We start from the raw sequence: 12180 nt of genomic DNA on the forward strand, positions 1-12180 counted from the left end.
TTGCTCAGCCCTTGGCCGAAGGCTCTTGCGGCATCAGGAAATGCCCTGTGGCCTGCGCGAACAGCTTGGCATGGTTGTCCTGCCAGGCCTCGACCCGGACCGAAGCATAACGCCGACCCGCCCGGCTGATGAAGGCGCGTGCATAGGCATCGCGCGGCAGGCCCGAGCGCAGGTAATCCACCGTGAAATCGATGGTCTTGGGAAAACGGATACTGTGATCGGAGATGATGTCCTCGGCTTCGATCTCACCGCTTTCGATGCGCGGGAACAAGTGCTCCCAGCTGAGCGTGATCACCGCCGTCACCTCGAGAAAGGCCGCCGTGACGCCCCCATGAATCGCCGGCAGGAACGGGTTGCCGATCAGCTTTTCGTCAAAATTCAGAACACCGGTCAGTTCGTCTCCGCGCCGATCGAAACTGATGTTGAGGAACCGGATATACGGAACCCCCTCGACCAGCGCCTTGAGGGCCGCGTCGCGGCGCTGTTTCACCACCTGCATCGGTTCGGGACGAGGTCTTGCCATCTCACTTCCCCTCGACCGTGAAGGCGCCCGAGGCGGTGGCCACCGGGCGATCCTGATCGTCGTCCATCGCGGTGGCGCGCACGAAGGCCACGTTGCGCGTGATGTGATAGCAGGTCGCGCGGGTGGTGATCGTCTGGCCGGGCGTGGCGGCGCGCATGTAGTCGATGCGCAGGTCGATGGTGGCGGTGCCGCCCGGCGCGGCCGGGTGGCTCATGACCGCAGCCCCGCAGCAGGTATCCAGGCTGGCCGACACCGCTCCGCCGTGAATCACGCCCGTGCGGGGATCGCCGATCAGATCCTCGTTGTAAGGCATGGTGATCTCGGCCTCACCCTCGCCAATATGGGTCAGCGTCAGGCCCAGAGCCCGCGCATGGGGGATCGCCTCGATGAACTGGCGGGCGAGTACTGTCTTGTCGACCATGAGGTTCAGTCCTGTTGTCCTGCCCCTTTATGATCTGCTCTGCGCGCAAAGGGCAAGCCCGCCTGTTGCGCTTGTCCGCACAACGCCCTAGGTTGCAACCGAGGAGAACAGGAATGTCCGACAAGCGTTTGTCATTCAAAGAGATGTGCGCCGAGTTCGACGTGACTCCGCGCACCCTGCGCTACTACGAGTATATCGAGCTGCTGCAGCCAGACCGGGAAGGACGTTCCCGGTTTTACGGTCCGCGCGAGCGTGCGCGGATGAAGCTGATCATGCGTGGCCGCAAGTTCGGGTTCCCACTTGAGGAAATCCGGCAGTGGTTGTTGATCTACGAAGATCAAGGCAACAAGGCCCAGATGGCGACCTTTGTCGAAATGGCCGACCGCCAGATGGAAGAGCTGCGTCAGCAGCGTCAACAACTGGACGAAGCCATGGACGAGTTGCAGCGACTTCGCGATCAAACGGCCAACTCGCTGACCTAAATCGGCCGGTTCGAGCCCCCCAAACCCATCCTTCATTACACCGGAAATCTGCATTTTTTGGCTGGCGCCCTGCTGCCTGCCCGTCGGATTCGAACCGCGCGGGTACAGTGGATTTGGCTGACCCAACGGAAAGAAAATTGCCAACCCGCCGCTTTACGCGACCGGAAGTTACGTCAATTTCTTTGTGACGCAGCGTCTGGATTACGTAAACGTCAATCTCATGTTGTAAAGCAGCCATCGACTGCGCAACTTTCTCATGACGCCAGCGACGAGAGGGTGACCAATGACCGAAGATCTTATGACCATCCGCGAGATGTGCGAGACCTATGACGTCACGCCGCGGACCTTGCGGTTCTACGAAGCCAAAGAGCTTCTGTTTCCGATCCGTGAGGGCCAGAAACGGCTGTTCACCAAACGTGACAGGGCGCGGCTCAAGCTGATCCTGCGCGGCAAACGCTTTGGTTTCAGCCTGGAAGAAATTCGACAGCTTCTGGATCTGTACCATGTCGGCGACCAGCAACTGACCCAGATGACCCGCACCTATGAAATCGCGTGCGAGCGTCTGGCGGACATGGAAGCCCGCCGCGAGGAACTCACTCAGGCCATTGACGATCTGAAAGAGCAGTTGCGCTGGGGCGAGAAGGTCATCGCCTCGATGAAACAGGAAAAGAAGGCGGCCGAGTAACTCCGCGCCGCCTGCCACCCGGACATCTGAATTAAGGGAGCTTCAAATGCCCGTTTACAACGCGCCTACCAAAGACACGCAATTCGTTCTGCATGACGTTCTGAAAATCTCGGCCTCGGATATTCCGGGCTACGATGAGCTGGAGCCCGAGTTCACGGGCGCCGTTCTGGAAGAGGCCGGCAAGGTCGCCGTCAACCTGCTGCACCCGCTGAACGTGGTCGGCGACACCGAAGGCTGCCGGCTGGAAAACGGCGTGGTCTACACCCCGACCGGGTTCAAGGACGCGTTCGAGCAGGTCAAGGAAGGCGGCTGGACCGGTCTGGACATGCCCGAGGAATATGGCGGCCAGAACATGCCGTATGTTCTTGGCACCGCCGTGGGCGAGATGTTCTCGGCCGCGAACCAGGCCTTCACCATGTATCAGGGCCTGACCCACGGCGCGGCCTCAGCCATCCTGGCGCATGGCACCGACGCGCAGAAAGACACATATCTGCCCAAGATGGTCAGCTGTGAATGGACCGGCACCATGAACCTGACCGAGCCGCATTGCGGCACCGATCTGGGCCTGATGCGCACCAAGGCCGAGCCGCAGGGTGATGGCAGCTACAAGATCACCGGCCAGAAGATCTTTATCTCGTCCGGCGATCACGACATGGCCGACAACATCATCCACCTGGTGCTGGCCAAGATCCCCGGCGGCCCCGAGGGCATCAAGGGCGTGTCGCTGTTCATCGTCCCCAAGTTCCTGGTGAACGAAGACGGCAGCCTGGGCGAGCGCAACGGCGTTTCGGTCGGCAAGATCGAAGAAAAGATGGGCATCCACGGCAACTCGACCTGCGTGATGAACTATGACGGCGCAACCGGTTACCTGCTGGGTCAGGAACACAAGGGCATGCGCGCCATGTTCACCATGATGAACGAAGCGCGTCTGGGTGTCGGCATGCAAGGCCTGGCTCAGGCCGAGGCCGCCTATCAGAACGCGCTGGAATACGCCAAGGACCGCCTGCAAGGCCGCGACGTGACCGGCGCTAAAAATCCCGACGGCCCGGCCGATCCGCTGATCGTGCATCCCGACATCCGCCGCAGCCTGATGGACCAGAAAAGCTTTGTGGAAGGCGCGCGAGCCTTCATCCTGTGGGGTGCGACTCTGATCGACAAGGCACACCGTTCGGGTGACAAGGATGCCGACGGGCTGATCTCGCTGATGACCCCGGTCATCAAGGGCTTCCTGACCGACGAAGGTTACGACATGACCGTTCAGGCCCAGCAGGTCTATGGCGGCCATGGCTACATCGAGGAATGGGGCATGTCGCAATACACCCGCGACGCCCGCATCGCCATGATCTACGAAGGCGCCAACGGCGTTCAGGCGCTGGACCTGGTCGGCCGCAAGCTGGCGCAGGACGGCGGCAAGCATGTCATGGCCTTCTTCGACATGGTCAAAACCTTCTGCAAGGAAAACAGCGGCAAGGACGAAGCCTATGACAAGGCGTTCATCGAACCGCTGAAGGCCGCCTCGAAAGACCTGCAGGCCGCCGGCATGTATTTCATGCAGAACGGCATGACCAACCCGAACAACGCTCTGTCGGGTTCGTATGACTTCATGCACATGTTCGGTCATGTCTGCCTGGGCCTGATGTGGGCGCAGATGGCCAAAGCTGCACAGGAAGCGCTGGATGCCGGCGCGTCCGACAAGGACTTCTACGAGACCAAGATCGCCACCGGCCGCTACTACATGGCGCGCCGTCTGCCGGCCACGGGCATGCACCTGGCGCGGATCCAGACCGGCGCCGACACGGTGATGGCACTGGACGCGGCGAACTTCTGATCCCAGTCTGGTTCCGGACGAAGACGCCCGGAACCAGCGCTCATGGAGGAGATGACATGCCCAAACGCTTTCGCCTGACCCGCCGCTTTCCCGTCGCCATGACCGAGGAGGGGTATCGAAAACTCAAGGGGTTTGCCCGCGAGGCCGGGCTGGACGAAGGAGAGGCGCTGTCATTCCTGTTCGAGAATTTCAACAGCGTGATCGACGAGGAGAACCTGACCCACCGGCTGCGCATTTTCAATTCCGAGCTTGAGGCGCGCAAACGCTAGACGACCCCGATGCCTGGCTCAGGCCCGGCGTGTTTTCAGCAAGACGAGTCCGAACGCGGCGGCTGCCCGCGAGACAGGTCTTTCTTGAAACACGTGCGTGACGAAACCGTACAAACCGCCTTGGGAGGGGTGAGTGCATGACGATAAAACTGCATTGCTTCGGAGAAAGCGGAAACTCGTACAAGGCCGCCCTTGCGCTCGAGATGTCGGGGCTGGAGTGGGAGCCGGTCTTTGTCGATTTCTTCAACGGCCAGACCCGAACCCCCGTATACCGCGCCGAAGTCAACGAAATGGGCGAAGCGCCGGTGCTGATCGACGGAGATTTCCGGACCAGCCAGTCGGGCGCGATTCAGGCCTATGTCACCGAAAAATCCGGGAAATTCGGAGGCAAGACGCGGGAAGAGAACTATAACATCCTGCGCTGGGTGCTGTGGGACAACCACAAACTCAGTTCGATGGCGGGCCTGACCCGTTTCCTGATGAACTTCCTGCCCGAAGAGCACCGCAACCCGGATGTGATCGCCTTCAACCAGGGCCGACTGAAGGCCGCCTATCAGGTGCTGAACGCGCATCTGGAAGGCCGCGACTGGATCGTCGGCGACAGTGTGACCAACGCCGATCTCAGCTGCTGCGGCTACCTCTATTACCCCGAACCGTTCGGCTTTGACCGTGCCGAATGGCCCCATATCGACGCCTGGCTGACCCGCCTGTCCGAGCAGCCCGGATGGAAACACCCCTATGACCTGATGCCCGGCAATCCGTCGGATCGAGCTTGAGGAGAGAAGTATGACCGAAGCTTACATTTATGATGCCCTGCGCACCCCGCGCGGCAAGGGCCGCAAGGACGGCAGCCTGCACGAGGTGACCTCGGTGCGCCTGTCGGCGGTGGCCCTGAACGCCATCAAGGAACGCAACAACTTGGAAGGCCACGCCGTCGAGGACGTGATCTGGGGCAACGTCACCCAGGTGATGGAACAGGGTGGCTGCCTGGCGCGGTCCGCGGTTCTGGCCTCGGACTTGGATGAATCGATCCCGGGTCTGGCCATCAACCGGTTCTGCGCATCCGGCATGGAGGCCGTGAACCTGGCCGCCAACCAGGTCAAGGGCGGCGCCGGCGAGGCCTATATCGCCGGTGGCGTCGAGATGATGGGCCGCGTGCCCATGGGCAGCGACGGCGCCGCCATCGCCGTCGATCCGTCGCTGGCGATGGAGACCTATTTCGTCCCGCAGGGCATCTCGGCCGACATCATCGCCACCGAATACGGTTTCAGCCGTGACGATGCCGACGCGCTGGCCGTCGAGTCTCAGAAACGCGCGGCCAAAGCGTGGGAAGAGAACCGCTTTGCCAAGTCGGTGATCACCGTCAAGGACCGCAACGGCCTGACCATTCTGGACCGCGACGAATACATGCGCCCCGGCACCGACATGCAGAGCCTCGGCGCGCTGAACCCGTCCTTCCAGATGATGGGCGAGCAGATGCCCGGTTTCGACAAGGTGGCGATGCTGAAATACCCGCACCTGGAAAAGATCAACCACATCCACCACGCCGGCAACAGCTCGGGCATCGTGGATGGCGCGGCGGCCGTTCTGATCGGCAACAAGGAATTCGGCGAGAAATACGGCCTGAAGCCGCGCGCCCGCATCAAGGCCACCGCCAAGATCGGGACCGATCCGACCATCATGCTGACTGGCCCGGTTCCGGTGACCGAAAAGATCCTGGCCGAAACCGGCATGAAGATCAGCGATCTGGACCTGTTCGAGGTCAACGAGGCTTTCGCCTCGGTCGTGCTGCGGTTCCAGCAGGCGTTTGACGTCGATCCGGCGCTGGTCAACGTCAATGGTGGTTCGATCGCCATGGGCCACCCGCTGGGCGCCACCGGCGCGATCATCATCGGCACCCTGTTGGACGAGCTGGAGCGCCAGGACAAGGAAACCGGTCTGGCCACCTTGTGCATCGCATCCGGCATGGGCGCGGCAACCATCATCGAACGTGTGTAACGGCGGGGTTCAGGAGAAGAAAAATGGCTGATTTTACACTGACCAAAGACGCCGACGGCGTTGGCATCATCACCTGGGACGTCCCCGGCAAGACCATGAACGTGATGTCGTTCGACGGCCTGTCCGAACTGAACGACTGCATTGATCAGGCCCTGGCCGATAACGAGATCAAGGGCATCGTGATCACCAGCGGCAAGGAAGGATCCTTTGCCGGCGGCATGGACCTGAATCTGCTGGCGGTGATGAAGGAACAGGCGGGCGACGACCCGGCCAAGGGCCTTTTCGAAGGCACGATGAAAATGCACGCTCTGCTTCGCAAGATCGAGCTGGCCGGCATGGACCCCAAGACCAAGAAAGGTGGCAAACCGATCGCGGCCGCCCTGCCCGGCACTGCCGCCGGCATCGGCATGGAGCTGCCGCTGGCGACCCATCGCATCTTTGCCGCCGAAAACCCCAAGGCCAAATACGGCCTGCCGGAAATCATGGTCGGCATCTTCCCCGGCGCGGGCGGCACCACCCGGATGGTCCGCAAGGTGGGCGCCATCGCGGCGGCTCCGCTGCTGCTGGAAGGCAAGATGCTGGACGTGAAAAAGGCCAAGGGCGCAGGCTACATCGACGAGATCGCAGCCGATCCGCTGGCCGCAGCCAAGGAATGGGTGCTGAACGCCAAGGATGCCGATCTGGTCAAGCCGTGGGACGCCAAGGGCTACAAGATGCCCGGCGGTGCGCCCTATCACCCGGCGGGCTTCATGAACTTCGTGGGTGCCTCGGCCATGGTAAACGGCAAGACCCAAGGCGCCTTCCCGGCGGCCAAGGCCCTGCTGAGCGCGGTCTATGAGGGCGCACTGGTCGATTTCGACACCGCGCTGAAGATCGAGGCGCGCTGGTTCACCTCGGTGCTGATGAACCCGTCCTCGGGCGCCATGATCCGTTCGCTGTTCCTGAACAAGGAAGCGCTGGAAAAAGGCGCCGTTCGTCCGCAAGGCATTCCGGATCAGTCGGTCAAGAAAATCGGCGTTCTGGGTGCGGGCATGATGGGCGCGGGCATCTCGTTGGTCTCGGCGCAGGCCGGGATGGAGGTCGTGCTGATCGACCGCGATCAGGCCGCCGCGGACAAGGGCAAGGCCTATACCGAAGCCTATCTGGACAAGGGCATGAAGCGTGGCAAGGTCACGGCCGAGAAGAAAGAGGCCATGCTGGCCCGCATCACTGCCACGCCGGACCTCGAAAAGCTGGCGGGCTGCGATCTGATCATCGAAGCCGTGTTCGAGGATCCCAAGGTCAAGGCCGAGATGACCCAGAAGGTCGAGGCGATCATCCCCGAGGACTGCATCTTTGCCTCGAACACCTCGACCCTGCCGATCACCGAACTGGCCAAGGCCAGCAAGCGGCCCGATCAGTTCATCGGCATCCACTTCTTCTCGCCGGTCGAGAAGATGTTCCTGGTCGAGATCATCAAGGGCAAGGAAACCGGTGACCGGGCCGTGGCCAAGGCGCTGGACTATGTCCGCCAGATCCGCAAGACGCCGATCGTGGTCAATGACGCGCGGTTCTTCTACTGCAACCGCTGCATCATCCCCTACATCAACGAAGGGGCGCGGATGATCACCGAAGGCGTCAGTCCGGTTCTGGTCGACAATGCCGCCCGTCAACTGGGCTTCCCGGTTGGTCCGGTTCAGTTGACCGACGAAACTTCGATCGACTTGGGTGCCAAGATCGCACGCGCGACCAAGGCGGCAATGGGCGACGCCTACCCGGAAAGCCCGGCGGACGATCTGATCTTCTGGATGGAAGAACAGGGTCGCCTGGGCCGCAAGTCCAAGGCCGGGTTCTTCGATTATGACGAAAACGGCAAGCGCATCGGCTACTGGAAAGGTCTGCAGGACAAGTATCCGCTGGCCGAGCAGCAGCCCGACTTGATCGAGGTGCAGGAGCGCCTGATGTTCGCACAGGTTCTTGAGGCCGTGCGCGCGCTTGAAGAAGGTGTTCTGGAAGACATCCGCGAAGGCGATGTCGGCGCCATCCTCGCCTGGGGCTTTGCGCCCTGGTCAGGTGGTCCGTTCAGCTGGCTTGATATCATCGGTGCGCCCTACGCGGCCGAGCGTTGTGACCAGTTGTCGGAGAAATACGGTGACCGCTTCGCCTGCCCGCCGCTGCTGCGCGAGATGGCCGAAAAAGGTCAGACCTTCTACGGCCGCTTCGACCCCGAAGCCAAGGCTGCCTGAACAAGTGATGCTGGCGCATGATCCCATGCGCCAGCATCTTTCTTAGAGTGTTTGGTCAGGTCTGCCATTCAGGCCGCAGAAACAAGGCCGGCACGTTGGGCCGCCCCGGACGTCCCGGACGCCGCCGCCCCGATGGGGGACGTATCGGAAAGATCGGTTCCTGCGGGATGGGTGCAGGCAGTGCACCCAACGGGTTTGCAAGGGCCGACAGTTCGCCGGCCTCTGCGATAGATGTGACGAGGCTCCGCGCCTCGGATTCTTCCAGCACCGCGTAGGATCGTCGGGACGGGCCAGACAGCGAACGGATGCGGCACGAGGAACAGAAGGCTTGAAAGCCACCCTCGATGAAGACCACTTCGTCCTGCTCAAAAAACAGCGATGTGACCTGGAATTCCTCTGCCGGTGTCCGAGAGGAAAAGCTGAAGTGCCCGCTCAGCAGACGCGCCGGAATGATCGCCAGCCCCTCGTCTATGTTGAAATCAGAAGACAAGGCTACGGCCATTCCCTGCTCGGGCATCAGCCAGACCGCACGACCGTTATATGCCGCGCGGGACGGCACGCGCACGGGCAAAAAGTCAGGTCGAACCTCGCCAGCCGGTACGGCTATTCTGTCGTGGGACACGCGTTTCACTTCCTGAAACCCGTTGTCCATCGTTCTGACCAGATCGCCGGCAACCAATGCCTCGGCCAGTTTCCAGCCACTGGTGGTGGCAACCTTCGTCCCGTGCAGCAATCCGCCACGCCTGACCGAAACGGCGTCACCCGGTACGGTCTGGATATTATTTTCGGAAAACCCCGAAACACTCACTACTTCCAACACGTGCCGACCCCCTTTTGGCACTTTCAAACTATCCCATTGTGCTAGCACGAAGCCTTCGGGAGTGACTTAGTTTTGCCATATTTTGGGCCAATTTGGGCCTTTTTCGCCCCATTAGTCGCGTTTTTTTATAAACAAAAGCCTGTATCTGTCAGCGTTTCGCGCAATTCGGGAAATAATCGACCAGCCTTATTCGAACCGATATTCGAATCTCTCTATGTCTTCGCGACAGGCGTCAAACACAGCCTTTTTTGCCTGGACCGAGTAGTAGTTGGCGTATTCCGCCCCCCGGGCTGACCGGTTTTCATGCGGAAGGTCCAGACGAAACCCCAGATGATCGAACAGTGGGGCCGCATCCCGCTGAAAGCTTTCGATCCGAATGTATGCGCGACAAAGATCGGTTCCGGTGGCGTCTCTGACATAGGATGGGAACGGGTTTTCCCGAAAGGACTGCTGGATTTTAGGGTGCAGAACAAAGGCCTCAAAATCCAGCCGCCCGGCCAGATGGACTGCTGGGTGATCAAAGGACTGATCCCTCAGCCAGTAGTAATAGCTGACCATCCGGTCCCACGGGTTGCGGATCAGCGTGAACACGAACATCTCTTGCATCTGCTGGTCGGGCAAAAGCCCCCGCAAATCGGTCAGACGTGAGTGTTTCCACAGCCGGCCCGCCGTCTTCAGTGACTTGTTGCGTTTGTTTCTGCGCTGCGCCTTGGGGGTGTCGCCCACCAGAATATCATCCTTCATGGCCCGCTGCTCGAGCGCCAGAGCCAGCGATGTTCCCCCGGTCTTGGGAATATGTATGAAGATGTAGGACCGCCCTGTTGATAGGATCATTGCACCGGTTCCCGTTGGGGCGTCACGCTTGCCCGCCAAGCCAGTACCGCGCCGGCCGCGGCGATCAGGGCGATGCCCGCAATCTGCAGCGGTCCGATCCCCTGCCCCATCACCACCCAGGCAAAAACCGGCCCGAAGATCATGACCGAATACTCGAACACCGCGACATATGACGGCTCGCCCAGTTGGTAGGCCTTGATCAGCATGAATACCGCAGCCGTGGACCCAACCGCCTGCAATGCGACCCACGGCAGAGCGGCCTCCATCGGCCAGACCCAGCCCCGGGTCACAAAACCGGCCGGGCCGTCAGACTCCACAACCGGCAAAACCGAAAACACGGCGAGGCCAAGGGCGCCGGCCAGCCCAAGCGTGACAATCATCGCAGCCAGCAAGGCGACGGTGCTTTCGTTTGCACAATGCGTTCGGGTCAGGATCGCACTGAGCGCATAGAAAAAGCCGCCTGCCACCGGCAATAGGCTGGTCGCATCAAAGGCATTGGGGTCAGGCTGCAAAACACAGAGGATTCCGACAAACCCCATAAGCACAGCCAAGACCCGCCAGGGGCCGATCTTCTGGTCCAGCAACAGCGCGGAAATCAACAGAACGAAGATCGGTGATGTGAACAGCCCCGCAAGGGCCTGAGCAATTGGCATTAAAGCCAGTGAGCTGAAATAGAACAACATCGCCAGGGTGATCAGAACACTGCGCAGCAGGACCGCCCAAAACCTCTGAGGTCGCAGCCCTCCAAACCCAAGAAACGACAGTCCAACGATAAGAGGCAGCATCATCACGGCCCGGCTTAGGTGGAATTGCCACAGACCGATCGTTTCGGCCAGCCGAATGACGAAATTGTCCACGACGCCGATGATTGCCATGGCCGAGACCATCAGAACCGATGCAAGAACCGGTGAAGAAGGATGTGCTGTCTGCATGTGGCCTTGGCCTCCGGGCCCTTTGGCCGAAACTACGCGTCCCGGTTATCGAGCACATTTCCAAATCACCACGCAACAGGTTTGCGCGGATTAATCTCTCCGTGCTAGGAATCGACAAAAGAAAAAACGAGCAGACCTCATCGAAATGACGGCACTGAAACAATACCAGCGGATCGAGGCTACCGGTCTGTGGCGCCCGTCGCCCGACGAGCAGCGGCGCGAAGTGGTTGTTTCGATCGGCGAGGCAACGTTGACCATCACCGATTTCAACGATCGCGCGCTGACGCACTGGTCGCTTGCCGCACTTGAAAGGCAGAACCCGGGCAAGTTCCCCGCAATATTCAATCCAGACGGCGACCCGGATGAGACACTGGAACTGGAGCAGTCCGAAACCACCATGATCGAGGCAATAGACCGCTTGCAACGCGCCATCGAACGGGCGCGCCCGCATCCCGGGCGATTGCGGTGGGCCAGTGTCAGCGGCGTGGTTGCGGCTGTCGCGGCGGTCTTGCTGTTCTGGCTGCCCGGCGCCCTGCAAAGCCATGTCGAAAAGGTCGTGCCCGAGATCAAACGGCAGGACATCGGGAACACGATTCTGCAACGGATTGAACGGGTCTCGGGTCGGGCCTGCGCCTCGGCGGACGCGCAGCCGGCGCTGCAGAAGCTGGCCCAGAGAACAGGTGTGCGACGGATCGTTGTGTTGCCGGCCGGGGTGCAGGAAAGCCTGTCACTTCCCGGAGGGATCGTGCTGCTGAACCGAGCGCTGGTTGAAGACAGTGAAGATCCCGCGGTTGCCGCCGGTTACGTGATAGCTGAACGCACGCGGGCCAGGCTGCATGATCCGTTGGACGATCTCCTGGACAAAACTGGGCCCACTGCAGCGTTTCGCCTGCTGACGACGGGCGAACTAACACCCCAGATCGTGGACACCTATACCGAACAGGTTCTGGCCGAACCCCGCCCCGCAGTTCCGGAAGACGACCTGCTGGCGGCGTTTGCGTCCGCCAATTTGCCCTCAACCCCTTATGCCTATGCGGTTGATATCACGGGCGAAACGGTTCTGGGTCTGATCGAGGCCGACCCGATGGCGGGTCAGCCTTTGGATCAGGTTATGCCCGACCGGGACTGGGTACGGCTGCAGAACATCTGCAGCGACTAGGCGC

13 protein-coding genes are annotated in these 12180 nt (G+C 60.9%); 8 read left to right on the plus strand and 5 right to left on the minus strand.

The window, feature by feature from the left end:
- Positions 1-4 precede the first annotated feature (4 nt).
- Both ACR3EK_RS10820 and ACR3EK_RS10825 read right to left on the minus strand, forming a co-directional pair.
- Positions 5-523: a PaaI family thioesterase gene (locus ACR3EK_RS10820; RefSeq protein ID WP_222456957.1), complete on the minus strand. Its 519-nt coding sequence runs from the start codon at positions 521-523 to the stop codon at positions 5-7.
- 1 nt (position 524) lies between these two features.
- Complete coding sequence (locus ACR3EK_RS10825; RefSeq protein ID WP_170358398.1) at positions 525-944, minus strand: PaaI family thioesterase; 420 nt, start codon at positions 942-944, stop codon at positions 525-527.
- A 113-nt stretch (positions 945-1057) separates the two neighbouring features.
- On the opposite strand from ACR3EK_RS10825, the gene ACR3EK_RS10830 reads away from it, so the two are divergent.
- The 7 genes from ACR3EK_RS10830 to ACR3EK_RS10860 all read left to right on the plus strand — a co-directional run bounded on the left by ACR3EK_RS10830 (position 1058) and on the right by ACR3EK_RS10860 (position 8431).
- Complete coding sequence (locus tag ACR3EK_RS10830; protein WP_093962629.1) at positions 1058-1426, plus strand: MerR family transcriptional regulator; 369 nt, start codon at positions 1058-1060, stop codon at positions 1424-1426.
- 283 nt (positions 1427-1709) lie between these two features.
- On the plus strand, positions 1710-2111 hold the full coding sequence (locus ACR3EK_RS10835; RefSeq protein WP_093962630.1) for a MerR family transcriptional regulator: 402 nt from the start codon (positions 1710-1712) through the stop codon (positions 2109-2111).
- Between the two features lie 46 nt (positions 2112-2157).
- Positions 2158-3939, plus strand: a complete 1782-nt coding sequence (locus ACR3EK_RS10840; RefSeq protein ID WP_170338135.1) for an acyl-CoA dehydrogenase C-terminal domain-containing protein — start codon at positions 2158-2160, stop codon at positions 3937-3939.
- Positions 3940-3995: 56 nt separating this feature from the next.
- A complete protein-coding gene (locus ACR3EK_RS10845) occupies positions 3996-4208 on the plus strand; it encodes a hypothetical protein (protein WP_170358392.1) in 213 nt (70 codons plus the stop codon).
- A 137-nt stretch (positions 4209-4345) separates the two neighbouring features.
- Positions 4346-4984 carry a glutathione S-transferase family protein gene (locus ACR3EK_RS10850; protein WP_480633372.1) on the plus strand — a complete coding sequence of 213 codons (639 nt, stop codon included), beginning with the start codon at positions 4346-4348 and terminating at the stop codon, positions 4982-4984.
- A 10-nt stretch (positions 4985-4994) separates the two neighbouring features.
- A complete protein-coding gene (locus ACR3EK_RS10855) occupies positions 4995-6206 on the plus strand; it encodes an acetyl-CoA C-acetyltransferase (RefSeq protein WP_170366562.1) in 1212 nt (403 codons plus the stop codon).
- 23 nt (positions 6207-6229) lie between these two features.
- Complete coding sequence (locus tag ACR3EK_RS10860; RefSeq protein ID WP_480633373.1) at positions 6230-8431, plus strand: 3-hydroxyacyl-CoA dehydrogenase NAD-binding domain-containing protein; 2202 nt, start codon at positions 6230-6232, stop codon at positions 8429-8431.
- A 55-nt stretch (positions 8432-8486) separates the two neighbouring features.
- Here the strand turns inward: ACR3EK_RS10860 and ACR3EK_RS10865 are convergent, their stop codons facing one another.
- The 3 genes from ACR3EK_RS10865 to ACR3EK_RS10875 all read right to left on the minus strand — a co-directional run bounded on the left by ACR3EK_RS10865 (position 8487) and on the right by ACR3EK_RS10875 (position 11017).
- Positions 8487-9251, minus strand: coding sequence for a Hint domain-containing protein (locus tag ACR3EK_RS10865; protein WP_480633374.1), 765 nt, complete (start codon positions 9249-9251; stop codon positions 8487-8489).
- A 186-nt stretch (positions 9252-9437) separates the two neighbouring features.
- The gene (locus ACR3EK_RS10870) at positions 9438-10085 is read right to left on the minus strand and encodes a sulfotransferase family 2 domain-containing protein (RefSeq protein WP_480633375.1); all 648 of its coding nucleotides are present in this window, start codon (positions 10083-10085) and stop codon (positions 9438-9440) included.
- Entirely contained in the window at positions 10082-11017 is a 936-nt protein-coding gene (locus ACR3EK_RS10875) for a DMT family transporter (protein ID WP_480633376.1), read from the minus strand. The genes ACR3EK_RS10870 and ACR3EK_RS10875 overlap by 4 nt, the downstream gene beginning before the upstream one ends.
- A 145-nt stretch (positions 11018-11162) precedes the next feature.
- On the opposite strand from ACR3EK_RS10875, the gene ACR3EK_RS10880 reads away from it, so the two are divergent.
- Positions 11163-12176, plus strand: coding sequence for a hypothetical protein (locus ACR3EK_RS10880; protein WP_480633377.1), 1014 nt, complete (start codon positions 11163-11165; stop codon positions 12174-12176).
- Positions 12177-12180: the final 4 nt, after the last annotated feature.

This window comes from Ruegeria sp. BC8, from assembly GCF_056535705.1.